This window comes from Sinorhizobium sp. 6-70 (assembly GCF_030124375.1).
GTDB lineage: Bacteria > Pseudomonadota > Alphaproteobacteria > Rhizobiales > Rhizobiaceae > Sinorhizobium.
The window spans coordinates 143,913-167,570 of record NZ_JASKLS010000013.1 but is presented as its reverse complement, the minus strand read 5'-3'; the positions used below and the strand labels follow the sequence as shown (position 1 = coordinate 167,570).

Here is a 23,658-nt window from a genome sequence, read left to right as displayed (position 1 = left end):
GCAGCCACCGCCTCGAATTCCGACGGCGGGAAGGTTGCCGGCGTCCTGATCGTTCAGAACGCCGGCACTCGAGGCTGTTTTGTTTCAGAGGGCCTTGTCCCAGAAGGACCTCAAGCAAAAGACATTCCATGTGCCGGGCGCTCGCGCGGGCCATGAAACCGAACCAGCGAAATTCGCGCAATCACAATGGGAGACAAAAATGGACGCAAAAGCCGAAAAAACGGGCCGCTGCCCAGTCGTGCACGGCACGTCGAACCGCGACTGGTGGCCCAACCAGTTGAACCTGAAAATTCTTCACCAGAATTCGTCGCTCACCGATCCTATGGACGAGGCGTTCAACTACGCCGAGGAGTTCAAGAAGCTTGACCTGAATGCCGTCAAACAGGATCTCTACGCGCTGATGACGGACAGCCAGGACTGGTGGCCGGCCGACTTCGGCCATTATGGCCCGCTTCTCATCCGCATGGCCTGGCATAGCGCGGGCACCTACCGCACCGGCGATGGCCGCGGCGGCGCGTCCTCCGGGACGCAGCGCTTTGCGCCGCTCAACAGCTGGCCGGACAATGCCAACCTCGACAAGGCGCGCCGGCTGCTCTGGCCGATCAAGCAGAAATACGGCAACAGCATCTCCTGGGCCGACCTGATGATCCTCGCCGGAAACTGTGCGCTGGAATCGATGGGCTTCAAGACCTTCGGCTTTGGCGGCGGCCGTGCCGACGTCTGGGAGCCGGAGGAAGACATCTATTGGGGCATGGAGACCGAGTGGCTCGGTGACAAGCGCTACACGGGTGACCGGGAGCTCGAAAATCCCCTTGCCGCCGTGCAGATGGGTCTGATCTACGTCAACCCGGAAGGACCGAACGGCAACCCCGATCCGGTCGCGGCCGCGCGAGACATCCGCGAGACCTTCGCCCGTATGGCCATGAACGACGAGGAGACCGTCGCTCTCATCGCCGGCGGCCACACGTTCGGCAAGACCCACGGCGCCGGTGATGCCGCACTCGTCGGCCCGGAACCCGAGGGCGCCGGCATCGAAGAGCAGGGCCTCGGCTGGAAGAGCAGTTACGGCAGCGGCAAGGGCGGCGACACCATCACCAGCGGCCTTGAAGTCACCTGGACATCGACGCCGACGAAGTGGAGCAACAACTTCTTCTGGAACCTGTTCGGCTATGATTGGGAGTTGACCAAGAGCCCGGCCGGCGCGCACCAGTGGAGACCGAAGCATGGTGCAGGCGCCGATGCCATACCGGATGCGCACGATCCGTCAAAGCGTCATGCGCCATCCATGCTGACCACCGACATTGCGCTCAGGGTCGACCCCGCCTACGAGAAGATCGCAAGGCGCTTCTACGAGAATCCGGATCAGTTCGCTGATGCCTTTGCCCGGGCGTGGTTCAAGCTGACGCACCGCGACATGGGTCCGCGCTCGCGCTATCTCGGCCCGGAAGTCCCAACGGAGGAGCTGATCTGGCAGGATCCGGTTCCGGCCGTCGATCATCCGCTGGTCGATGCGGCTGACATTGCCGGCCTCAAGGCCAAGATCCTCGCCTCGGGCCTTTCGGTCCCCGACCTGGTCTCGACGGCCTGGGCGTCGGCTGCCACCTTCCGCGGCACCGACAAACGCGGTGGAGCGAACGGCGCGCGCATCCGTCTCAGCCCTCAGAAGGACTGGGAAGTCAACCAGCCCGCCCAGCTCGCCAGAGTGCTGGAAACTCTCGAAGGCATCCAGAAGGCCTTCAACCAGGCGCAGTCCGGCGGCAAGAAGATCTCGCTCGCCGACCTGATCGTCCTCGGCGGCGCCGCTGCGATCGAGGAGGCAGCAAAGGCTGCCGGGCACGATGTGGACGTTCCCTTCGCGCCTGGCCGCACGGATGCATCGCAGGAGCAGACCGATGCGGAAGCCTTTGCCGTCCTCGAGCCGATCGCCGACGGCTTCCGCAACTACCAGAAGGCTCAATATGCCGTTTCGGCAGAGGAGTTGCTGGTCGACAGGGCGCATCTCCTGACGCTGACCGCCCCGGAGATGACGGTTCTCGTCGGCGGCTTGCGCGCCCTGAACGCAAATGCCGGACAGTCCCAGCATGGCGTCTTTACCAAGCGCCCAGGGGCACTCACCAACGACTTCTTCGTGAACCTGCTCGACATGGGCACGGTCTGGAAGGCGTCCACGGAAGCCCAGGACGTGTACGAGGGGCGTGACCGCAAGAGCGGCGAAGTGAAGTGGACCGGCACCCGCGTCGACCTCGTCTTCGGTTCGAACTCCGTGCTTCGTGCGGTCGCGGAAGTCTACGCACAGCAGGATTCGCAGAAGAAGTTCGTGCGCGACTTCGTGGCGGCCTGGAACAAGGTGATGAACGCCGATCGGTTCGACCTCGTCTGATACTACAGCGCCGCGCGTCTTATCAGACGCGCAAAGGACGCTGTAGCACTTTGAAGTGCTGCATGTTTTTGTCCTTAAATCGGATAGGATTTAAGGAAACATGCAGTGGCCGAATCCGCCGTCCCCTGTAGCGGGGCGGCACACAAACAAAAAAGGTCCCGGCGATCCGCCGGGACCACGATTCATGGGGCGCTCCGGCGGCCATCGACCCCACGCTGAGGGTTTGAAACCACAGCTCCAATGAATGGACATTCAGCTGGCCGTTTCACCACACTCACACGAGACTTCTATGCGGAGCTTGACAACTTGGTGCCCGAATGAGAACATAACGTGAACATTCGGAGAGCTTACCATGACCCACGCCGAAGAAGTCATGAACCGCGCCATGGCCGTCGTCGATGCCTCTCGCGTCAGGCGAGAGCGCGAAGAGGAACGGCGAAGACTGATCTTCGGGCGGATTCAACTGACTCCGCCCCTGCCCGCGCTGAAGCGTGGCGGCACGCAGCTTTCGCTCAATCTGGACAGCTAAGCGCATGAATGACGATGAGGCATCGACGGGGGATCGACCTGGCACCGCGCGGAGATACCGCGGAATCCGCTTTGACCCTGGAGACGCTGCCCGAGTGGTATGTGCTCGCTGCCAGGTGCGGGAAGTGTCGGCATCAGGCGCCGGTTGATCGTCGTCGGATTGCCAGAACGCGCGGTGGCGGCACATCCTTGATAGCCATCGCAGGCATGCTGAAATGCCGTCGATGCGGAAACGCCGAGGGAAATGAGCTGTTACTCGGCAGGCTTCCGCGCGATTGACGTCGGGAACTGCAACGTGTGCTCGCATCATTGTTCCCCGCCAATGTGGGGAGGGGAGCCCGTGTTCGCAGCAATTCCGGGCGCGCAGCGACGCTTATGCGTCTTAAAGAGCCGCGGCGCTCCAGAAATGTTCATTTGCTGGGGTCTTTTGCCATTCCTGTCGTTTTTCAGCTTGACCGCACCCGCTGCATGTTTCCTTAAATCGGAGCCGACTTAAGAGCAAAAACATGCAGCAACTCAAAGTGCTGCAACATCCTTTGCGCGTCTGACAAGGCGCGCGGCACTGTGGGTGCAGAGCCGGACTCATTGCGGAACGGACATGGCAGGGCGAATGAGCGCAGCTTACCTTGAAAAACTGAACGACAGGCAGCGCTGCGCCGTCGAGCATGGTATCGGACCGGACCACGGCATTGTCGGCGGGCCATTGCTGATTATCGCCGGAGCGGGGTCGGGGAAGACCAACACGCTGGCCCATCGGGTCGCTCACCTGATCGTCAACGGAGCAGATCCCCGCCGTATCCTTCTCATGACCTTTTCGCGCAGGGCCGCGGCTGAAATGTCGCGCCGTGTCGAGCGCATCTGTGCTGAGGTGCTTGGTGCCGGCTCCGGCGTGATGACGGACGCGCTTGCCTGGGCCGGAACATTTCACGGCATCGGAGCGCGCCTGCTGAGGATCTACGCCGAGCAGATCGGCCTGAATGTGGATTTTACCGTCCACGACCGCGAGGACAGCGCCGACCTGATGAACCTCATCCGGCACGAGCTCGGTTTCTCGAAGACCGAAAGCAGGTTTCCGACGAAGGGGACCTGCCTGGCGATCTATTCGCGGACGGTGAATTCGCAGATGCCGCTGAACGACGTGCTCCGGAACTGGTATCCTTGGGTTTCCGGCTGGGAGAACCAGTTGAAGGCGCTGTTTTCCGGATATGTCGAAGCCAAGCAGGCGCAGAACGTTCTCGACTACGACGACCTGCTCCTCTACTGGGCGCAGATGGTGACCGACCCGACACTTGCCGCCGACATCGGCGGCCGGTTCGACCACGTGCTTGTCGACGAATACCAGGACACCAACAAGCTGCAGTCTTCCGTCCTGATGGCGCTGAAGCCCGGCGGGCGTGGCCTCACGGTCGTCGGCGACGACGCACAGTCCATTTATTCCTTTCGGGCGGCGACCGTTCGCAACATCCTCGATTTTCCGAAGGAGTTCGCCCCGCCCGCCGACGTCATCACGCTCGATCGGAACTACCGTTCGACGCAAACGATCCTCGCGGCCGCCAATGGCGTCATCGAGCTTGCGCGCGAGCGCTTCACCAAGAACCTCTGGACCGACAGACAGTCGGCGGAGCGTCCGAAGCTGCTGACAGTCAAGGATGAGAGCGATCAGGCGAACTACATCGTCGAGCAGGTCCTCGCCAACCGTGAGACCGGAATGCGCTTGAAGCAGCAAGCCGTCCTCTTCCGCACGTCGAACCACAGCGGTCCTCTCGAGGTGGAACTCACCCGCCGCAACATCCCCTTCGTGAAGTTCGGCGGCCTGAAGTTCCTCGACTCGGCCCATGTGAAGGACATGCTCGCGGTACTGCGTTTTGCACAGAACCCGCGCGACCGCGTCGCCGGATTCAGACTGCTCCAGATGCTACCGGGAATCGGGCCGCAAACCGCCAGCAAGATCCTGGACGCGATCGCGGCCGACCCCGAACCGCTGATGGCCCTCGGCGAAGTCCCTTCCCCGCCCAAAAGCGGAGACGACTGGGTGCGTCTGGTGGAACTGCTGCAGGGTCTCCGCAGATCCGGGTGGCCCGCAGAACTCGCCATGGTGCGCGCCTGGTACGAGCCGCATCTCGATCGCATCCACGAGGATGCCGAGACACGCAAGGCCGATCTGCTGCAACTTGAGCAGATCGCTTCCGGCTATCCGAGTCGCGAACGTTTTCTGACGGAACTGACCCTCGATCCACCGGATGCGACCAGCGACCAGGCGGGCGTGCCGCTGCTCGACGAGGACTATCTGATCCTCTCGACCATTCATTCGGCCAAGGGGCAGGAATGGCGCGCCGTCTTCATGCTCAATGTGGTCGACGGCTGCATTCCGTCCGACCTCGCAACCGGAACGACCCATGATCTCGAAGAGGAGCGGCGGCTGCTCTATGTCGGCATGACGCGTGCCAAGGACAGCCTGACGCTGGTGCTCCCGCAGCGCTTCTTCACCGGTGGCCAGCATGCCCAGGGCGACCGCCATGTCTATGCGAGCCGAACGCGGTTTATTCCCGCGACGCTCCTGCAGTTTTTCGAGGCGGCAAGCTGGCCCATGGCCGGCCCGACGAGCGCCGAGCGTAACGCCCTGCAGATCCGGATCGACGTCGCCGAGCGCATGCGCGGCATGTGGCGATAAGGGGCGACGGTCACCGAGAAGCAATTCCAGGAAAAGTGTGTAGCGGTTTTCCGTCCGTACTTGCGTAGTTTCAAAGAGTTAGATCATTTCACTGTTTCAATGAAACAATGAAATGATCGCGGAGGGACGGCGGCCCGCGTCCCTTGTACAAGGGACGCTAAGACTGAACGCTCCTCGGCCAGAGCGGGACAGGGAAAAGTGTTGCCGGTTTCCGGCCGCATCCCGCGCTAGCTTGTCGAAATCGAGCACGTTTATGATTTTGGGTCGATTCAACCCAAAATCATCGTGATCTAGGGCCGCATGAACGCCTGAACCTCTTCGACAGAAACCTTCCCGTCCTTGTTGGCATCCACCTTGTCGAAGATCCGCTTGTGGATGGCCGTCACCTCATCGAAAGAGAGGCTGCCGTCCCCGTCCGCATCGGCGATGGCGAACATTATCTTCATCATGTGCCCGCGCATGTGCATCATCGGCATGCGCCCCATCATGCCCCTACCCATGTCCTGGCCCATCATGTCCTGGCCCATCATATCCCGCTCGCGAGGCTGGTCGCCGTCCCTCATCGTGCCTTCCGGGCTGGAGGGCTGCGCCTCCGCTTCAGGTGGCGCGTCGGGCCGACGCTCTTCGCTCTCGGTTGTTTGCGCGCTGGCGCCAGCACTCAGGCCAAGGGCGATGAGACCGGCAACAGCAGCCGAACGCAGTAATGCAGTCGGTATCATGGACTCCTCCTTCCCGTCAGGGGCTGTCAGAACCGTTCGAAGCCATCGGCGTTCTTCGCCGATGGCTGATGACGCGGTCATTATATCTTAGATCGGCGACGGCCTCGCGACCTTGCACCGGATCAAATTGTCGGGAAATGTCGCCTATCGCATCGTCGGCTTCGGGCGATGGTAACGTGGGACCGACCGACAGGCCGCGGCGGCAGAACTGTGATCCCATTGTGGTTCGGGCGACGCCGTTGTACCGTGCAGATAGACAGCGCCCAGATTGCCAGTGCTTAGCCGGCGCAAAAGTCCGGCCACGTGTTTCAACCCGTTGGAAAAGCAGCCACGGACATGGAACTTATCGTCGCCCTTGGCCTGATCCTCTTCAAAGTCGCGTTGCTGATCGCGATGCTCTTGCTCTTGCCCTTGCCGCTGACCTGGCTGGAACGCAAGATCGCCGGGCACATGCAGCAGCGGATGGGGCCGATGCGCGTCGGGTGGCACGGGATGCTGCAACCGGTGGCGGACGGCATCAAGCTCCTGACCAAGGAGGACCACATCCCGGCCGAAGCCGATCGCTTCCTGTTCAAGCTGGCGCCGATCCTGGCGCTCGCCCCGCCCTTTGTGGTGTTCGTCGCGATCCCCTTCGGCGAGAGCGTCTCGGTGCTCGGCAACGAGATCTCCCTCTACGTTTCCAACATGAACGTGGCGCTGCTTTTCGTCTTCGCGGTGATCGGGCTCGAGGTTTATGGCGTCATCTTCGGCGGCTGGGCCGCAAACAGCAAATATGCCGTGCTCGGCAGCCTCAGGACCTGTGCCCAGATGATCAGCTACGAGATCCCGATGGGGTTCGCTGTCATCGGCGTGGTGATGCTGGCGCAATCCATGAGCCTTTTGGACATCGTCCGGGCCCAGGCCGATGGCTGGAATATCCTTTACCAACCGGTCGGATTCTTCGTGTTCTTCGTCGCCGGGCTGGCCGAAGCGCAGCGCATCCCCTTCGATCTGGCGGAAGCGGAAGGCGATCTGGGAGCCGGATTCCACACCGAATACAGCGGCATCCGCTTCGCCTTCTTCATGGTCAGCGAATACGTCATCATGCTGCTCGTCTCGGTCCTCTCGGTGATCCTGTTCTTCGGTGGCTGGAACGGGGTGCTGATCCCCTTGCCGCCGCTCCTCTGGTTCGTGCTCAAGGTGGCGTTCTTCGTCTATTTGTTCATGTGGTTTCGCTTCACCTTCCCGCGCTACCGCTATGACCAGCTGATGGCCATCGGGTGGAAGGTCTTGCTTCCGCTGTCGATGGCGAACATAATTATAACGGGTATTGTTTTCTCCTAGGGGCCGGGAGCGGCTTCCTGCATCCAAGGAGACGATGCAACAGCGAGGCGGCGATGTCGCGCGCACGAGACAGAACTGGAACATGGATCGGCTGGGCGTTCTTCTCCGATCTGTCGAGCGCCCTGGCGCTGACCTTCGGCTACATGTTCTCCAGAACCGTGACCATGCAGTACCCGGACAAGGAGAAATGGCTGCCCTATTCGCGCTATCGGGGACATCACTTCCTCAAACGTGACGATGAGGGCGAGATCAAGTGCGTGGCCTGCGAACTCTGTGCGCGGATCTGTCCCTGCGACTGCATCGAAGTCGTTCCCTACGAGGACGAGAAGGGCAACCGGCGCCCGGCCAAATTCGAGATCGACACGGCCCGGTGCCTGTTCTGCGGGCTGTGCGAGGACGCCTGCCCAGCCGATGCAATCGCGCTTGGCCAACAATATGAATTCTCGAGTTTCTCCTCGCGCGACCTGGTAATCGGGCGCGACGACCTGCTCGCGAAGCCCGGCAAGGCGGCGACCGGCGGCGGCGTGGTTGCCGCCCGGCTGAACACAAAAAAAGACGTTCTGGTGGAGGCGAGCGAGCCGCAGGGCTACAACTGGTGGCGGAATATCCGCCGAACTTGAACGCGCGTCAGTTGTCGATCCCGGGGCGGGCGCATGACCGCTTAAATTGCAGGCGATTTGAGGGTAAAATCGTGCGGCAATTCAAAGTGCTACGCGACCCTTGTGCCTTTGAAAGGACGCACGGCGCTGCAGGGCAGGAGGCTCAGATGTTTGTCGGCGAAATCGTGAAGAACAAGGGCGTCGGGGTCATTGCGGTCACGCCCGCCCACACGATGGTGGAAGTGCTCCGGCTGTTTCGCGAAAGCAATATCGGCTTCGTGGTCGTCAGCCGCGCGCCGGGGGAATACTTGGGTACGCTTTCGGAACGCGATTGCTGCAACGCACTGGCTGAATACGGGGCCGACGCGGCGATGATGCGGGCTGTCGACATCATGAACCGCAGTGTCGCGACCTGTTCGACACAGGATTTGCTGCCTTACGTGATGGCGATGATGACCCAGCGGCGTACGCGCCATGTGCTGGTGCTCGAAGGCGACAGCGTTGTCGGCGTGGTCAGCATCGGCGACGTGGTCAAGCACAGGCTCGACGAAGCGTTGCGCACGGAGCAGGACCTGCAGGATTACATTTGCGGGAACCGCTATCACTGACGAGATCAGCTGGGCGGTGTGGCGCGCAGGGCCTGGATCCAATCAAATTCGATCTTGCTCAAAAACGGAGCCGGTAGAAGCGGCGCTATCGACAGCCGGTGCGGCCCCGCATACTTCCACCGGACATGGATATTCGTTTCGCCGCATCAGGCTGTTGAGGCGCAGCGCCCTGTAGTTCTCGGGAACAAATACGAGGCCGCTCGGAAAGCGCCGGTTGACTTTGAGCTTCGCCGTCAGTTCGCCGTGCGCGGATCGCACTACCACCTGGGCGCCATCCGAAAGGCCAAGCTCGGCGGCGTCCTCAGCGCTCATTTCGACATAGGGGTCATCTGCAACGGTGTTCAGGATCTCCGAGCGCTCGGAAAGATATCCGTTGTGGAACAGCGAGTTGCCGGTCACCAGCGCGAGCCGGTCGGTCGCCTTCGGGACAGGCGGCGCCGGGAAGAACTTGCCAGCCGCAGGTAGCGCGGCCGATCTCGTGAAGGCACCGTCGGCGCCGAGCCCGTCCTGCGTCAGTCCCTGATAGGCTGGAACGAGCCGGGCAATCTCGTCGAAAATCCCCTCTTGCGTCGACGGCTGCAGCGGTTCTTTGCGGAGCGCCGCGACGAAGTCGAAGATCGCCAGATTACCCCGCGCCTCGAAGGCTGGTTCGCGGAATTTGCGAACCGTCTGGACCCGGCCCTCGTTGTTGGTGAACGTACCGGCTTCCTCACCGAACCCCGCCGCGGGCAGGACGACCTCCGCCAAGCCTGCCGTCTCCGTGAGGAAGGTATCCTGCACGATCAAAAGATCGGCGGCGCTAAGCGCACGCGTCACAAAATCCCGGTCGGGATAGGCGATCAGGGGGTCGGTTCCGGCGACGTAGAGCGCACCCATCCGCCCGTCGATTGAGAGCTCCAGCATGGCGTCGAGATCGGCGCCCGGTTGGGACGGAATCGCGGTGCCCCAGGCCCGTCCGAGCGCTGTGCGTGCTGCATCGTCGGAGACCGCGCGAAGCCCCGGCAGCGCCGCCGGCAGAACGCCCATGTCCCAGGCGCCCATCTGGTTGGCACGGTCGAAGAGGAACTGTATCGCAGGGCGCTTGCCGAGCAGATGGAGAATCTTGAGCAGGTTGTTGAGCTGCTGCAGCGTCGCGCGCGCTTCGGGTGATCTCAGGAGCTCGATGCTGACAAGTACGGCGACACGACGGCTCTCCTCGAGTGCGGAGACCAGACGTTCCTGCGCGCCGCTGCTCACCGCTGGCCTTGTCGCGCCGACATTGGCAGAAACGTCGCCCGGCAAGGCCTGGCCGTCCGCCGTCACGAGTGCGGACACGACCGCCGCAAGGCTCGCCGCCTCCCCGCCCGGTGGCACGCGAACCACCGCACGGGCATCGGCGTCCAGGCGGGACGGCCGCGCCGAGAGCATCAGCAATCCGGTCTGCCGACGTCGCACGGCATCCCTCAGCAGGTATTCGGTGACCGGGTTTTCCTCCGTCACGTTGCCGCCGATCACGAGCACACAATCGCCACCGATCACCTCTTGCAACGGAGCACGGCTATAGAAACCCGCCACCAGCGGACCGAGCACATCGAAAGGCGTAGACCAGCGCGACGAGCAGTCGATATTGTTGGTGCGGAACACCGTCCGCATCAGCTTCTGGAACTGATAGAGCACCTCGTTGGGCAGGCGTGCAGAGGCAAGCCCGCCTGCGGCCTTGCCCTCGACCGCCGAGAGGCGCCGGCGCAAGTAGTCCCCAGCCTCCGCCCAGGAAACCGGAGTGAGCGCGCCGTCACGACGGATCATCGGTCGCTTGATCCGGTCCCGGCTCTCGATGAAGTCGAGGCCAAAGCGCCCGCGCACGCAGAGCGTTTCGCGGTTGACCCCGTGCTCCCAGTCCGAGCGGACGCGCATGAACTCCCCCTTGCGCGCGCCGACGGTCAGTTGACAGCCGGTGCCGCAATGCGGGCAGATAGTGTCGGTCTCGTTGAGATCCCAAGGCCGCGCCTTGTAGCGATAGGGGAAGCTCATCAGCGCGCCGACGGGGCAGACCTCGACGCAGTTGCCGCACTGGTCGCAGCTCGCAAGACTGCCCTCGAAACCGGTGACGGCGGTATCCATCCCCTTTTCGACCGTGCCCAAAGCAACCGCACCGACGACCTCTTCGCACATCCTGACGCAGCGTTGGCACTGAATGCAGCGGTTGACGTTCATGATGATGACCGGGCTCAGACGGATGTCCTTCGAATGGAACACCCGCTTGGGGTCGCGGAACTCGCTTTTGCGCGGACCGTAGGCCATCACCATGTCCTGCAGCTCGCACTCTCCGCCCTTGTCGCAGATCGGGCAGTCGAGCGGATGGTTGGCGAGCAGCATGTCGAGCATGGACGAACGCGTCTCCTCGATTAGGGGCGTGTCCGTCCTGATCACCATGCCGTCGGTGACCACGGTCGCGCAGGACGGTTGCAACCGCCTGAGCCCCTCGATCTCCACCAGGCACATGCGGCACGAGGCAAGCGCCGGCAGCCGCTTCCAGTAGCAGAAAGTCGGGATGTCGATGCCCAAACGCTCGGCCGCACTGAGCACCGTGGAGCCAGCCTCAACTTCCAGCGTTTGTCCGTCGATTGTGATACTGACCATATTTCCTCACAGCCCTGTCCGTCTTGCTTTCATGCATGTCGTTGTCCCAAACTGCAGAACGCTTTTGGGCGACATGCATTAGTGGAACGGGCACCTCCCCTCCTCGATATGGGCGACGAATTCCTCGCGGAAATGCTTCAACGCGGCCCGCAATCCCATCGCGGCGCCGTCACCCAAAGCGCAGAACGTGTTGCCGAAAATCCCCTTGCAGAGCATATCTAGCTGCTCCAGGTCGCCGGGCACGCCCTCCCCGGCCTCGATCCGGCGCAGGACCTTCACGGTCCAGTTCAAGCCCTCCCGGCATGGCGTACACTTGCCGCAGGACTCATGGTGGAAGAATTCGATGATCCGGGTCGCGACCTTGACCATGCAGGTGGAATCGTCGACCACGATCACGCCGGCCGAGCCCAGCATCGAACCGGCGGCGGCGAGCGAATCGAAATCCATCCCCACCTCCAGCCCGCGCTCCGGTATGACCGGCGCCGAAACGCCGCCCGGGATCACCGCCTTGATCTTGCGTCCCGGCAGCGGTCCGCCGGCGTGCTCCTCGACCAGTTCCTTGAGCGGTATGCCCATCGGCAACTCGTAAAGACCGGGTTTCTTCACCTGCCCGCTCACGCAGTAGAGCTTCGGGCCGGGGCTCTTGTCCGGACCGATGCCGCGAAACCAGGCAGCCCCGCGCGTCACGATATGCGGCACGCAGGCGAGCGTCTCGACATTGTTGATCACCGTAGGGCTGGCATAGAGCCCGGCCACGGCCGGAAACGGCGGCTTCAATCGCGGCTGCGCCCGCTTGCCTTCGAGTGACTCGAGCATCGCGGTCTCCTCGCCGCAGATATAGGCGCCGGCGCCACAGTGGATATGGACAGTGAAGTTGAAATCCGTGCCGAGAATGCTCCTTCCGAGATATCCCTTTTCGTGAGCCTCGGCGATCGCCTGCTCCAGGCGACGGATCGCCGCCACATATTCCCCGCGGATGTAGACATAGGCAGTTTCCGCCCCGATCGCGTAGCCGCTCACCGCGAGCCCTTCGATGAGTTGGTGGGGGTCGCGTTCCATGATGATCCGGTCCTTGAAGGTGCCGGGCTCGCCCTCGTCGGCGTTGCAGCAGAGATATTTCGGCTTGTCGGCCCCTTTCGGCACGAAGCTCCACTTCATCCCCGTCGGGAATCCGGCACCGCCGCGACCGCGCAGGTTGGATTGTTTGACGAGCTCGACGACCTCGTCAGGCGTGTTTTCGCTGAGCACCTTCCTGAGCGCCTGGTAGCCGCCGCCGGCCTCGTAGGTCGAAAGCAGATGGCCGTTCGAGGCCTCGATATTCTTGAGAAGAACCGGCTCGAACATGGCGCTACTCTCCCGGCAATGGCTGAGACGCATGCTCATCGCCCGCGACACGCCCCGCCCCAGCGCGAAGGCTTTCCAAAAGGGCGTCCAGCCGCGCGACATCGAGATTGCCGTGGTAATCGTCGCCGACCTGCATCACCGGGGCCATCTCGCAGGCGCCGAGGCATTCGACGGTCGAAAGGGTGAAGAGCCCGTCCGCCGTGGTGTCGCCCTTTCTGATGCCGAGCGCCCCCTCCATATGCTTCAGGAGGTTCTCCGATCCGCACAGCATGCAGGAGACATTGTCACAGAGTTGCAGATGGAACATACCCACCGGCTCGGTGTGGAAGAGCGTGTAGAAGGTCGCGAGCTCATAGACCCAGATCCGCTCGACGCCGAGGATGTCGGCAACCTCCTCCAGCACGGGACCGGGCAGATGGCCGTGCTCCTTCTGTGCGATCACAAGCGCCGGCATGATCGCCGAGCGCTGGTCCGGATACGCCGCCGCCGCCTGTTCGATTTTTTCGCGCATGCTCATCGCGTCCAAATCTCCTATTTGTCCACCTCCGCCATCACCGGGTCGAGGCTGCCGAGCACGGCGATCATGTCCGCCAGGTAGCGGGCGTTGGTGACCCCGAAGAGCGCCTGAAGATTGACGAACGAGGGTGCCCGCACCTTCATGCGGAACGGTTTTGGCGACCCGTCGCTGATGATGTAGAAGCCAAGCTCGCCCTTCGGCGCCTCGATTGCCGAATAAACCTCGCCGGCCGGCACGTTGAAGCCATAGGCCGACAGGTCGAAGTGCTGGATCAGCGCCTCCATCGAACAGTGTACCCGTTCCTTGTCCACCGGGAAGGCGATTGTCGGCATGTCGATCTGGAACGGCCCTTCGGGCATCTGGGCGATACATTGCTCGATAATGCGGATGCTTTCCCGCATCTCGTCGACGCGGCATCGCCAGCGCGCATAGCAATCGCCCTCGTCGCGGGTGATGACGTTGAAATCGAGCCGGTCGTAGATTTCGTAGGGTTCGTCGCGCCGGATGTCCCAGTCGACGCCGGAAGCACGCAGGTTCGGGCCGCTCAGGCCGAGGTCGATGGCATCCTCGGCAGAGATCACCCCGATGCCTTCGGTGCGGTTGAGGAACACCCGGTTGTCTTCGAGCAATCGCTCATAATCGCGGATCCGGCTCGGGAAGATGTCGCAGAACTCCCTGATCTTCGGAAGGAAGCCGTCGGGCAGGTCTTCACGCACCCCGCCAACCCTGCAGAAGGACGTGTGCATGCGCGCACCGGTGATCATTTCCAGGAGGTCCATGATCATTTCGCGTTCGCGCATGACGTAAAGCAGCGCGGTCATGGCACCGAGGTCCATCGGCAGCGCCCCGGTAATCAGGAGATGGCCGGAGATCCGCGCCAGTTCGGCCATCAAGACGCGGATATATTGCGCGCGGATCGGCGCTTCGATCCCCAGGAGCTTTTCCACCGCCAGCGCGAAAGCCAGGTTGTTCGAAGGCGGACAGAGATAGTCGAGCCGGTCCGTCAGCGGGAAAATCTGAGTATAGGTAAAACTCTCCGCCAGTTTTTCGGTGCCGCGGTGGAGATAGCCGATATGCGGATCCACGCGCTCGACATACTCGCCATCCAGTTCGAGGACGAGGCGCAGCACCCCGTGGGTGCTCGGATGCTGCGGGCCGAGATTGAGAAGCACCTCCTTGGTATCGAGCGCTTCGCCTTGCGGCCTCGTGAGCTCAGTGACTTCGGTCATCTCAAGTCTCCGGTGCGGAGCGGCCTCCTTTGAACCAGTGAGTACGATGCGGGCGGAAAACCGCCGACAAAACCGCTGCACATTTTTGGGCGACATGCATCAGGGAATCTCCCTGGTGGCAAGATCGGGCTGCGTCGGCGGCGGGCCTTCGGCGCCAAACGGGTTCAGCTCGTCCTTGTAACCCCGGAGCGGAAAATCCTTGCGCTGCGGGAAGCCCTCGAACCCTTCCCACATATAGATCCGGCGCAGGTCGGGGTGCCCCGTAAACCGGATCCCGTACATGTCCCAGGCCTCGCGCTCGTGCCAGTTCGCGGTGCGCCAAACTCCGGTGACCGAGGGAACCTCCGGGGGATCGCCAAGCCGGCACTTGATGCGGATCCGCCATTTGTTCGGCAGCGAATAGAGGTGGTAGACGGCCTCATAGCGCGGCGTTTCGGGATAATGATCGACCCCGCAGATGTCCGAGAGAAAATTGAATTTGAGCGCCGGATCTTCTTTCAGAAACCGGCAGAACTCGACGATCTTCTCAGGCGGAACAGCAAAGGCATCGATGCCGTGCGCGGTGCCCAGGTCCTCGATTGCTCCCCCGAAGCGCTCCGTGATCGGAGCGCGGTTGAGAGATGGTTCCACACTCATGACGCTACAACCCGACCCACAGGCGTTCCCGTCAACGCGCGGGACTTCTTGATCTTCTCTTGCAACAGGAGGAAGCCGTGCATCAGCGCCTCGGGCCGCGGCGGGCAGCCGGGCACGTGCACGTCGACCGGCACGAAGGTTTCCGACCCCTGAACCACGGCGTAGGTGTTGTAGACCCCGCCCGAAATGGCGCAGGTGCCCATGGCGATCACCCAGCGCGGTTCCGGCATCTGGTCGTAGAGCCGCCTGACGACCGGCGCGAACTTCCGCGTGACCGTGCCGGCGATGATCATCACGTCGGACTGGCGCGGCGAAGGCCGGAACACCACGCCGAACCGGTCGAGGTCATAGCGGGCGCAGCCGGCCGAGATCATTTCGATGGCGCAGCAGGCAATGCCGAAGGTCTCCGGCCACAATGCCGACCTTCGGCTCCAGCTGATGACGCTGTCGGCCGTCGTGAACAGGACGCTGTCGCGGATCGCGTTTCCTACTCCTCCCATTCAAGCGCTCCCTTCAGCCAGGCGTAGGCAAAGCCTACGAGCAGCAGCACGATGAAAACGAACATCTCGATAAAGCCGACCAGCCCGATCTCTTTGAGGACGACGGCCCAGGGAAAGAGGAACATCGTCTCGACATCGAAGACGACCAGCAGGATCGCAAGGATATAGAACTGCACCCGGAAGCGGCCTGCCGCAGCCTCGCCCGCAGGATCCATGCCGCATTCATAGGGCATGTTCTTTGCCGGATAAGGATTGGAGGGGCGCAGCAGCGAGGAAACAAAAAGCGTCACCCCCGCCACCAGAACAACTCCGGCGACCATGAAAAGAACCGGCAGGAATTCCATTGCCGTCATATCATCACGCCCCGCTCAACCAACGAGGGCTTTGCTCAGTCGCGATATGGGGCCGGTACTATCATCGCCCCGAGAAGCAAGCTGGGCAATCCTCCTGAGACTTTATTCCGTCGGGCGGATCATTGCAAATCCAATCGATTAGGCGGAATCGGTGGATCGTTTCGGGTCGTGACTACGTGTGCGCCGAGTGAAGGGCACCCCCCTCTACCCTGCCTTGCGCACTGACCCATGCACTACCCTCCAGCCGCCGACTGTTGTGCAAGCCCAAGGAACCAAGCCGGGAATAGCCCGATGCCGATGGTGCCGAGGGCGGTGAAGGCAAGCGTGGCGCGCACCATGGGCGTCAGCGCCGGGTCGAACGCCCTCTCGGGCTCGCGCATGTAGATCACCATGACGACGCGGATGTAAAAGTAGGCGGCGACGGCGCTCAAGAGCACGGCGATCACCGCCAGCAGGACGAATCCTCGCTCGACGAGTGCGACCAGCACGTAGAACTTGGCGAAGAATCCGGCCGTCGGCGGAATGCCGGCGAGCGAGAACAGATAGATGAGCATCAGGAGCGCGAGTCCCGGATGCGACTTGGCGAACCCCGCGTAGTCGTTGATGACCTCGCCCGAGAAATCGCCGTTTCGCATCATGATGACGGCGCCGAAAATGCCGAGATTCATGAATGCGTAGATCAGCAGGTAGAGCATCACGCTGGCGATCCCGTTCTGGCCGCCGGCCACCACGCCGAAGATGGCGAAGCCGGCATGGGCGATGCTGGAATAGGCGAGCAGACGCTTGAAATTGTCCTGCACCAGCGCCACGAAGCTGCCGAGCGCCATGGTCACCACGGCGATGACCGCGACGATGATCCAGACGTCCGAGGCGGCGACCAGAGGGTTGAGGAAGACCCTGAGGATCACGGCGAAGCCCGCCGCCTTCGGCCCCACCGACATGAAGGCGGTGATGGTTGTCGGCGCGCCCTCATAGACGTCCGGCAGCCACATGTGGAACGGCACCGCGCCGACCTTGAAGACCAGCCCCGCGACAATGAAGACCACCGCCAGCAGTAATCCGGGATCGAGCGGATCGCCGGTGACCGCCTGAGCCATCGCATCGAGTTGGGTCGTGCCGGTCAGCCCATAGATCAGCGACACGCCGTAGAGGAAAATCCCGGTCGAGACCGCGCCAAGGATCACGTATTTCAACGCCGCTTCGTTCGAGCGCCGCTCGCGCCTGAGGAAGCCCGTCAGCACATAGGTGCAGAGCACCATCAGTTCGAGGCCGACATAGATCGACAGAAGATCCGTCGCCGAGGCCATGATCATCATTCCGAAAAGCGCGAAGAGCAGCAGGACGTAGTATTCGCTGCTCCCGATCCCTTCGATATCGGCATATTTTCGCGACAGGAGGAAAGTCAGGATGGTGGCCAGGTAGAACACGAGCTTGAAGAAGACCGCGAAGCGGTCGGCGATAAACATGCCGGAATAGGCCGGCCGCACCTCGCTCGCCAGCAGCAGCGTCGCAAAGGCCGCGATCAGCACAACCGCGACGGATGCCGCGACAAGGAAATGTTCCTGCCCTTTGCGCACGAACTGGCCCAGGATCAGCAGGATGCAGGCCCCGGTGACCACCACGATCTCTGGCAGGCTTGCGATGATCGATTGGAAAAGCGCGGCGTCGGTCATTGGCCGCTCCCCTCGCCATGCACCTCTACCAGCAGATTCTTCACAGAGGCGTCGATGATCTCGAGAAAGGGTTTTGGATAAAGCCCGACCCAGAGCACGAAGACGGCGAGCGGCAAGATCGCCACCATCTCGCGGGCGTTCACGTCGCGGATCTTGAACCGGGCGCCGACGCTGGCCGGACCGAGCGCCACCCTCCTGTACATGCCGAGCAGATAGGCCGCACCCAAGGTTGCGCCCAAAACGGCGGCCGCGCCGACGGCGAGGTTCGCCGCAAACCCGCCCGACAGCACCAGCAATTCACCCACGAACGAATTCGTTCCCGGCAGCGCCATCGACGACAGGGTGAACAGCGCGAGAAACACGGTATAGACCGGCGCCACCTTCATCAGCCCGCCATAGTCGGCGATGCTTCGCGTATGGGTGCGCTCGTAGATCAGGCCGACAAAGAGGAACAAAGCGCCCGTCGTCACGCCGTGATTGAACATCTGCAGGATGCCTCCCTCGAGCCCGCGGATGTTCAGCGCAAAGATTCCCATCGTCACGAAACCCATGTGACTGATACTGGAATAGGCGACCAGCTTCTTCAGGTCATCCTGCGCGAGCGCAAGCAGCCCGCCATAGACGATTGCGAGCGCGGATAGCGCGAGCATCAGCGGCGAAAAATACACCGACGCCTCCGGCAGCATCGGCAGCGAGAAGCGCAGGAATCCATAGGCGCCCATCTTCAGGAGCACGCCGGCAAGGATGATGCTGCCCGCCGTCGGCGCCTGCACATGGGCATCCGGGAGCCATGTATGCACCGGGACCATCGGCACCTTGACGGCGAAGGCGATCAGGAAGGCGAAGAACAGCCAGGACTGGACGCGGAACGGCAAGTCCTGCGCCGTCAAAGCGAGGATGTCGAAGGTCTCACCGCCATGGAAATAGAGCGCGATGACGCCGATGAGGAACAGGAGGCTGCCCGCCAGCGTGTAGAGGAAGAACTTGAACGCCGCATAGACCCGGCCGTCGCCACCCCAGACGCCGATGATCAGGTACATGGGGATCAGCATCGCCTCCCAGCACACATAGAACAGGAACAGGTCGAGCGCTGAAAACACCCCGAGCATCAGCGCCTGCATGGAAAGCAGGCTGACCATGAACGCCTTCACCTTTCGCTCGATCGCGACCCAGGAGGCGAGCACAGAGACGGAGCCCAGGAGCGCAGTCAGGAACACGAAGAGCGCGCTGATCCCGTCGACGCCGAGCGCGTAGGTGATCCCGAGCGCGGGCACCCACGGAACGGTCTCGGTGAACTGCATCTCGTGGGTCGTCGTGTCGAAGCCGGCCAGCAGCACGATCGAGAGTGCGAGGTCGAGGACGGCAACAACGAGCGCTGTCCACCGCACCGCGTCGTCGCTGCGGAGGAACATCAGAACCGCCGCCCCGGCGGCCGGCGTGAATAGGATGAGACTGAGCAGCGGGAATCCCATCGCGCCCCCTACCGCCATACCACGGCGAAAACGACGATGGCCGCGATCACGCCGGCGATCATCGCCAGCGCGTAGTGGGTCACGACGCCGGTCTGCAGCCGCCTCAGCTTTCCGCCGCCGTTGAGGATCGAACGGGCGACGCCGTTTACGACACCATCCACGCCGTTAAGGTCGAGCCGCAGCCCGGCGCGCGCCGAACCGTGCAGGAAGGGCAGCACCGCAGTCTCCGACGCGTCGCTCACAGCCTTCTCGTAGCGCGCCAGCGGCTTTTCCGCGAGCCACATGAAGCCTCGCGCTCCTTTGCGATAGAACCAGTCCGTATCGAGGCTGATCGTGTTCTCGGGATCGAGCGCCTTGAGGAAGATGACAAAGCCCAATGCGGTGAACATCAGGATGCCGAGGCTCTCGGTGACATGGGCGCCGGTATAGGGCTCGAAGTCGACCGGATAGGGCAGGAGCGCGTAAAGCGGCCCGGGGAACACCCCGATCGCAATGCAGAGCGCCGCCGCCATGCCCATCGCAACCAGCATGTTGCGGGGAGGCTCCCGCGCCTCCAGCTTCCGGTCGGTGCCGAAGAACATGTAATAGGGCAGCTTGAGGCCCGTATGCAGGAACGTCCCCGACGATGCCATCGTCAGCGCCAGCATCACCAGTGCACGGTGATCCTGGCCCGCGGCCGCCACCACCATCGACTTGGTAACGAAGCCCGAGAAGAACGGAAATGCCGAGATCGCGAAGGCGCCGACCATGTAGAGCGCCACGGTCAGCGGCATGGTCTTGTAGAGCCCGCCGAGCTCGGTGAGCTTGCGCCGGCCGGTGACATGGATCACCGCGCCGGCCCCCATGAACAGCAGCCCCTTGTAGAGGATATGGGCGAAGGCATGGCTGGTGGCTCCGTTCACCGCCAACTCGGTCCCGATGCCGACGCCCGCCACCATGTAGCCCACCTGGCTGACGATGTGATAGGCGAGCAGCCGCCGGCAGTCATTTTCCAGGACCGCGTAGACGACACCGTAAAGCGCCATCACCGTGCCAAGCCAGACCAGGAGCTCCGTCCCGGGAAAGGCTCGCGCCAGCACATAGACGGCGGTCTTGGTGGTAAAGGCGCTCATGAACACCGCGCCGGTGACGGTTGCCTCCGGATAGGCGTCGGTGAGCCAGGCGTTGAGCGGCGGCACCGCCGCGTTGAGCAGGAACCCGGCGAGGATCACATAGGCGCCCGGGCCCATATTGCTCTCGATCGGGCCGAAGAGCAGCGATCCGGTGGCGGCCCCATGGACAAGGATGCCGCCGAGCAGGGCGACGCCGCCGGTGACGTGGACCATGAGGTAGCGGAATGCGGCGCGTGTCGCCTTCTCGCTGCCTTGTGCGAAAACCAGATAGGCCGAGGCGAACGCCATGCCCTCCCAGAAGAAGTAGAGCGTCAGGTAATCGCCGGCGAACACCACGCCGAGCGCGCTGCCGACATAAACGAACGCCGCCACGTGTTGGCCGGCGCGTGTGAGATGCAGCGCGTAGACCATGCCGATCAGGGCCATGATGGTGAAAACCGTGGCAAAGACGATGCTCAGCCTGTCGACCTTCGCAATCAGGATTTCCTGTCCGATGAAGGCCGTCGCGCCGTAGCTGCCCGGCTCAATGGCGAGCACGGCGAAGATCGCCAGGAGCGGGATCAGCACCAGATAGACCTTGCGAACTACCCCCTCCAGGAACGGGATCGCTACAGCGCCAAGAATAAACAGGAGGGCGGGATGGACAAAGTCAGTCATAATAGTCCTCGCGCCGCATGAGCCCGCCTTGATGGCCGAGAAACTTGGAAACGAAAATCAGGATCACGCAGGAGCCGAAGCCGTAGACTGCCGACCAGCCAGGCAGGCCCTCCCACAAATATTCGGCATGTTCGCGGGAGACCAGAAAGTCGGCGGCGACGATCAGAACGAGCACCAGATAAAAAAGCCGGCGGCGGCGTGTCGCGTGTCTCTCGTCGCCAAAGAAATCGACGATGCGCTCGATCATTTGATCACTCCCTCCGCCAATACGAGGAAATAGCCGGGGAAGACGCCCATCAGCACCGACAGGACGGCGGTCGCAACCAGCGGGATCGTCACCAGCGGAATCTCACGTACCTTTGCCGAACTCTCCTGCGCGTCCGCCCCGAAAAAGGCGACATAGCTGACCGGCAGGAAATAGGCGGCGTTCAGCACCGAGCTCGCCAGGAGCACGATCAGGAACGCGACCTCCCCCGCCTGGACCGAGCCGAGCGTCAGATACCACTTGCTGACGAAGCCAGCAGTCGGCGGCACGCCGATCATGCTGAGCGAGGCGACGAAGAACGCCCCCATCGTCCAGGGCAGCCTGCGGCCGATACCGGCCATGTCGCTGATGTTGCGCTTGCCCGACGCGCAGTAGATCGACCCGGCGCAGAAGAAGAGCGTGATCTTGGAAAAGGCGTGCGCCGCGATGTGAATGATGCCGCCAACCATCGCGACCGGCGACAACAGCACCGCGCCCAGCACCACGTAGGAGAGCTGGCTGACTGTCGAATAGGCGAGCCGCGCCTTGAGGTCGTCCCGCGTCAGCGCGTAGATGGACGCCATCAGGATCGTGAACGAGACCAGATAGGCGGTGGCGATGCCGAGTCCCAGCCCGCCCATCAGGCCCACGCCGAAGACATGGAACACTACCCTTAGCACGCAGAAGACGCCCATCTTGACCACGGCCACTGCATGCAGGAGCGCGCTGACCGGCGTCGGCGCGACCATTGCGGCAGGCAGCCAGGCATGCATCGGCATCACCGCGGCCTTGGCGAAGCCGAAGAGATAGCAGAAATAGACGACCGTCAGCAGGGCCGCCGGGGCGTTGGCACCCGCCAGCAGTCCGCCGGGCACGAAGTCTAGCGACCCCGCGATGTGGTAGGTCAGCGCCAGCGCGGCAAGAAGCACGCTTTTCGAAGCACCCATCAGATAGACGAGATACTTACGGCTGCCCTTCCAGCTCTCCTCGTCCTCGTGGTGGTAGACGAGCGGATAGGTGACGAGGCTCAGCACCTCGTAGAAGATCACCAGCGTGAACAGATTGGCGGCGAAGGCGCCCCCGACGGCCGCAGCGAGGCTCATGGCGAAGCAGGCGAAGAACCGGGTCTGCGCGTGCTCGTGCAAGTGCCGCATGTAGCCGATGGAATAGACCGCCGCCACGATCCACAACAGCGACGAGACGGTGGCAAACACCATGCCGAGCGCATCGACCCGGAAAGCGAAATCGATGCCGGGCAGTATCTCGAAGAGACGCAGCTCGACAGTCCCGCCGGAGAGCACCGTCGGCGCCATCGAGGCGACGGTTGCGAACATGGCAATCGCCGCCAGCGGCGAGACGAGATCGCGGGGTTTTTCGCGCTTGTTCAACAGGAGAACTGAAAGGGCCGCCAGGCCGGCAATGGCGACGGCAAGCAGCGGCCGGATCGAGATCACCGGTTCCAAGCCGCTATCCTTTCATCACGGTCACGTCGTCGACCTTGAGAGTAGCCTTGTTCCTCACGAGGGCGACCAGGATGCCAAGGGCGACGGCTACCTCCGCAGCGGTGGTTGCGATGACGAAGATCGCGAAGATCTGCCCGCGGAAATCGGCGTAGTAACGCCCGAAAGCGATGAAATTGATGTTGACCGAGTTGAGCAGCAACTCCAGCGACATCAGCACGACCAGAATATTGCGCCTGAGCAGCACGCCGGCCGCCCCGATCACGAACAGCACCACTCCGAGCAAAATGTACCACGAAAGCGGAACCATCACCCTGGCTCCTTCCGCGCCAGCACGATCGCGCCGACAAGGGCAGCCAGCAGGATGACGGAGGCGGCTTCGAACGGCAGGAGATAGTCGGCGAAAAGGGTCGTGCTGAGCTCCCTGACCTCATCGCCGCCACGGATGGCGACAGGTTCCGCGATCGAAAAGCGGTCGCTCCAGAGCACCAGTACAACCATCTCGACGCCAAGCAGCACGAGCAGCACGAGCGCCGGCAGGTTGCCGCCCGGCAAGAACCGCTGCAACACCGCTTCCCGCACGTCGATCATCATGATCACGAACAGGAAAAGGACCATGATCGCGCCGACATAGACGAAGATCTGGATGACCGCGAGCAACGGCGCACCGAGCAGGACAAAGATTGCCGAGACCTGCAGGAAACACGCCATCAGTGCCAAGGCGCTGTGAACGGGATTGCGCGCCAGGACCACAGTCAGGGCCGTGATCACGGACACCGCAGCGAACAGAAGAAAGAACCCCTGATCCATCGACGCCGACCCCTCCCACGCGAACTAGTCACTCGGCGCGAGGCGGCCGGACTGCGATAGCTCCGCACTTCGGGTGCATTCACAAATTGTGCCCTAGTATCGGATATTTCACAAGATTATTGAGATCGGCCGGGTAGACCGGGGCAGTCCGGACCTGGCACACAGGCACCGTTCCTCGAACGGTCGCTCGACCCCACCAACCGC

General features: G+C 62.6%; 21 protein-coding genes. 6 read left to right on the top strand and 15 right to left on the bottom strand.

Annotated elements, in window-relative coordinates; all coding sequences use genetic code 11:
* Nucleotides 1-199: 199 nt before the first annotated feature.
* From katG to QN222_RS23205, 3 genes are all read left to right on the top strand, one after another.
* The gene (gene katG, locus QN222_RS23220) at nt 200-2,380 is read left to right on the top strand and encodes a catalase/peroxidase HPI (protein WP_283962104.1); all 2,181 of its coding nucleotides are present in this window, start codon (nt 200-202) and stop codon (nt 2,378-2,380) included.
* A gap of 352 nt (nt 2,381-2,732) precedes the next feature.
* Nucleotides 2,733-2,909, top strand: coding sequence for a hypothetical protein (locus tag QN222_RS23215; RefSeq protein ID WP_283962103.1), 177 nt, complete (start codon nt 2,733-2,735; stop codon nt 2,907-2,909).
* 609 nt (nt 2,910-3,518) lie between these two features.
* The gene (locus QN222_RS23205; protein WP_283962101.1) at nt 3,519-5,579 is read left to right on the top strand and encodes an ATP-dependent helicase; all 2,061 of its coding nucleotides are present in this window, start codon (nt 3,519-3,521) and stop codon (nt 5,577-5,579) included.
* A 290-nt stretch (nt 5,580-5,869) separates the two neighbouring features.
* Here the strand turns inward: QN222_RS23205 and QN222_RS23200 are convergent, their stop codons facing one another.
* Complete coding sequence (locus QN222_RS23200; protein ID WP_283962100.1) at nt 5,870-6,298, bottom strand: EF-hand domain-containing protein; 429 nt, start codon at nt 6,296-6,298, stop codon at nt 5,870-5,872.
* Between the two features lie 336 nt (nt 6,299-6,634).
* Here QN222_RS23200 and nuoH point away from each other — a divergent pair, with 336 nt between their 5' ends.
* The 3 genes from nuoH to QN222_RS23185 all read left to right on the top strand — a co-directional run bounded on the left by nuoH (nt 6,635) and on the right by QN222_RS23185 (nt 8,828).
* Nucleotides 6,635-7,621: an NADH-quinone oxidoreductase subunit NuoH gene (gene nuoH / locus QN222_RS23195; protein WP_283962099.1), complete on the top strand. Its 987-nt coding sequence runs from the start codon at nt 6,635-6,637 to the stop codon at nt 7,619-7,621.
* A 53-nt stretch (nt 7,622-7,674) separates the two neighbouring features.
* Entirely contained in the window at nt 7,675-8,241 is a 567-nt protein-coding gene (locus tag QN222_RS23190; RefSeq protein WP_283962098.1) for an NADH-quinone oxidoreductase subunit I, read from the top strand.
* Between the two features lie 146 nt (nt 8,242-8,387).
* Complete coding sequence (locus QN222_RS23185) at nt 8,388-8,828, top strand: CBS domain-containing protein (protein ID WP_283962097.1); 441 nt, start codon at nt 8,388-8,390, stop codon at nt 8,826-8,828.
* Between the two features lie 42 nt (nt 8,829-8,870).
* Here the strand turns inward: QN222_RS23185 and nuoG are convergent, their stop codons facing one another.
* The 14 genes from nuoG to QN222_RS23115 form a co-directional block, all read right to left on the bottom strand.
* Complete coding sequence (nuoG, locus tag QN222_RS23180) at nt 8,871-11,447, bottom strand: NADH-quinone oxidoreductase subunit NuoG (RefSeq protein ID WP_284005608.1); 2,577 nt, start codon at nt 11,445-11,447, stop codon at nt 8,871-8,873.
* 78 nt (nt 11,448-11,525) lie between these two features.
* Nucleotides 11,526-12,791, bottom strand: coding sequence for an NADH-quinone oxidoreductase subunit NuoF (gene nuoF, locus QN222_RS23175; protein WP_283962095.1), 1,266 nt, complete (start codon nt 12,789-12,791; stop codon nt 11,526-11,528).
* A 4-nt stretch (nt 12,792-12,795) separates the two neighbouring features.
* On the bottom strand, nt 12,796-13,308 hold the full coding sequence (gene nuoE, locus QN222_RS23170; RefSeq protein ID WP_283962094.1) for an NADH-quinone oxidoreductase subunit NuoE: 513 nt from the start codon (nt 13,306-13,308) through the stop codon (nt 12,796-12,798).
* 14 nt (nt 13,309-13,322) lie between these two features.
* Nucleotides 13,323-14,537 (bottom strand): NADH dehydrogenase (quinone) subunit D, encoded by a 1,215-nt coding sequence (nuoD, locus tag QN222_RS23165; protein ID WP_283962093.1) that lies wholly within the window; start codon nt 14,535-14,537, stop codon nt 13,323-13,325.
* Nucleotides 14,538-14,636: 99 nt separating this feature from the next.
* Nucleotides 14,637-15,173 (bottom strand): NADH-quinone oxidoreductase subunit C, encoded by a 537-nt coding sequence (locus tag QN222_RS23160; protein ID WP_283962092.1) that lies wholly within the window; start codon nt 15,171-15,173, stop codon nt 14,637-14,639.
* Nucleotides 15,170-15,673, bottom strand: coding sequence for an NADH-quinone oxidoreductase subunit B family protein (locus QN222_RS23155; RefSeq protein WP_283962091.1), 504 nt, complete (start codon nt 15,671-15,673; stop codon nt 15,170-15,172). The genes QN222_RS23160 and QN222_RS23155 overlap by 4 nt, the downstream gene beginning before the upstream one ends.
* A complete protein-coding gene (locus tag QN222_RS23150; RefSeq protein WP_283962090.1) occupies nt 15,661-16,026 on the bottom strand; it encodes an NADH-quinone oxidoreductase subunit A in 366 nt (121 codons plus the stop codon). Before QN222_RS23150 ends, QN222_RS23155 begins: the two co-directional genes overlap by 13 nt.
* 233 nt (nt 16,027-16,259) lie before the next feature.
* Nucleotides 16,260-17,699, bottom strand: a complete 1,440-nt coding sequence (locus QN222_RS23145; protein WP_283962089.1) for an NADH-quinone oxidoreductase subunit N — start codon at nt 17,697-17,699, stop codon at nt 16,260-16,262.
* Nucleotides 17,696-19,171 carry an NADH-quinone oxidoreductase subunit M gene (locus tag QN222_RS23140; RefSeq protein ID WP_283962088.1) on the bottom strand — a complete coding sequence of 492 codons (1,476 nt, stop codon included), beginning with the start codon at nt 19,169-19,171 and terminating at the stop codon, nt 17,696-17,698. The genes QN222_RS23145 and QN222_RS23140 overlap by 4 nt, the downstream gene beginning before the upstream one ends.
* Before the next feature lie 8 nt (nt 19,172-19,179).
* Entirely contained in the window at nt 19,180-20,940 is a 1,761-nt protein-coding gene (locus tag QN222_RS23135) for a Na(+)/H(+) antiporter subunit D (RefSeq protein ID WP_283962087.1), read from the bottom strand.
* Complete coding sequence (locus tag QN222_RS23130) at nt 20,933-21,187, bottom strand: hypothetical protein (protein ID WP_283962086.1); 255 nt, start codon at nt 21,185-21,187, stop codon at nt 20,933-20,935. Before QN222_RS23130 ends, QN222_RS23135 begins: the two co-directional genes overlap by 8 nt.
* On the bottom strand, nt 21,184-22,647 hold the full coding sequence (locus QN222_RS23125; RefSeq protein ID WP_283962085.1) for a monovalent cation/H+ antiporter subunit D family protein: 1,464 nt from the start codon (nt 22,645-22,647) through the stop codon (nt 21,184-21,186). Before QN222_RS23125 ends, QN222_RS23130 begins: the two co-directional genes overlap by 4 nt.
* A gap of 4 nt (nt 22,648-22,651) precedes the next feature.
* Nucleotides 22,652-22,954, bottom strand: a complete 303-nt coding sequence (gene nuoK, locus QN222_RS23120; RefSeq protein ID WP_136504789.1) for an NADH-quinone oxidoreductase subunit NuoK — start codon at nt 22,952-22,954, stop codon at nt 22,652-22,654.
* Nucleotides 22,954-23,454 carry an NADH-quinone oxidoreductase subunit J gene (locus QN222_RS23115; RefSeq protein ID WP_283962084.1) on the bottom strand — a complete coding sequence of 167 codons (501 nt, stop codon included), beginning with the start codon at nt 23,452-23,454 and terminating at the stop codon, nt 22,954-22,956. Before QN222_RS23115 ends, nuoK begins: the two co-directional genes overlap by 1 nt.
* Between the last annotated feature and the right edge of the window lie 204 nt (nt 23,455-23,658).

Bases quoted from the DNA above. Each gene is read 5' to 3' on its own strand.
- katG (WP_283962104.1), top strand. From the start codon at position 200: ATGGACGCAAAAGCCGAAAAAACGGGCCGCTGCCCAGTCGTGCACGGC.
- QN222_RS23215 (WP_283962103.1), top strand. From the start codon at position 2,733: ATGACCCACGCCGAAGAAGTCATGAACCGCGCCATGGCCGTCGTCGAT.
- QN222_RS23205 (WP_283962101.1), top strand. From the start codon at position 3,519: ATGAGCGCAGCTTACCTTGAAAAACTGAACGACAGGCAGCGCTGCGCC.
- QN222_RS23200 (WP_283962100.1), bottom strand. From the start codon at position 6,298: ATGATACCGACTGCATTACTGCGTTCGGCTGCTGTTGCCGGTCTCATC.
- nuoH (WP_283962099.1), top strand. From the start codon at position 6,635: ATGGAACTTATCGTCGCCCTTGGCCTGATCCTCTTCAAAGTCGCGTTG.
- QN222_RS23190 (WP_283962098.1), top strand. From the start codon at position 7,675: ATGTCGCGCGCACGAGACAGAACTGGAACATGGATCGGCTGGGCGTTC.
- QN222_RS23185 (WP_283962097.1), top strand. From the start codon at position 8,388: ATGTTTGTCGGCGAAATCGTGAAGAACAAGGGCGTCGGGGTCATTGCG.
- nuoG (WP_284005608.1), bottom strand. From the start codon at position 11,447: ATGGTCAGTATCACAATCGACGGACAAACGCTGGAAGTTGAGGCTGGC.
- nuoF (WP_283962095.1), bottom strand. From the start codon at position 12,791: ATGTTCGAGCCGGTTCTTCTCAAGAATATCGAGGCCTCGAACGGCCAT.
- nuoE (WP_283962094.1), bottom strand. From the start codon at position 13,308: ATGAGCATGCGCGAAAAAATCGAACAGGCGGCGGCGGCGTATCCGGAC.
- nuoD (WP_283962093.1), bottom strand. From the start codon at position 14,537: ATGACCGAAGTCACTGAGCTCACGAGGCCGCAAGGCGAAGCGCTCGAT.
- QN222_RS23160 (WP_283962092.1), bottom strand. From the start codon at position 15,173: ATGAGTGTGGAACCATCTCTCAACCGCGCTCCGATCACGGAGCGCTTC.
- QN222_RS23155 (WP_283962091.1), bottom strand. From the start codon at position 15,673: ATGGGAGGAGTAGGAAACGCGATCCGCGACAGCGTCCTGTTCACGACG.
- QN222_RS23150 (WP_283962090.1), bottom strand. From the start codon at position 16,026: ATGACGGCAATGGAATTCCTGCCGGTTCTTTTCATGGTCGCCGGAGTT.
- QN222_RS23145 (WP_283962089.1), bottom strand. From the start codon at position 17,699: ATGACCGACGCCGCGCTTTTCCAATCGATCATCGCAAGCCTGCCAGAG.
- QN222_RS23140 (WP_283962088.1), bottom strand. From the start codon at position 19,171: ATGGGATTCCCGCTGCTCAGTCTCATCCTATTCACGCCGGCCGCCGGG.
- QN222_RS23135 (WP_283962087.1), bottom strand. From the start codon at position 20,940: ATGACTGACTTTGTCCATCCCGCCCTCCTGTTTATTCTTGGCGCTGTA.
- QN222_RS23130 (WP_283962086.1), bottom strand. From the start codon at position 21,187: ATGATCGAGCGCATCGTCGATTTCTTTGGCGACGAGAGACACGCGACA.
- nuoK (WP_136504789.1), bottom strand. From the start codon at position 22,954: ATGGTTCCGCTTTCGTGGTACATTTTGCTCGGAGTGGTGCTGTTCGTG.
- QN222_RS23115 (WP_283962084.1), bottom strand. From the start codon at position 23,454: ATGGATCAGGGGTTCTTTCTTCTGTTCGCTGCGGTGTCCGTGATCACG.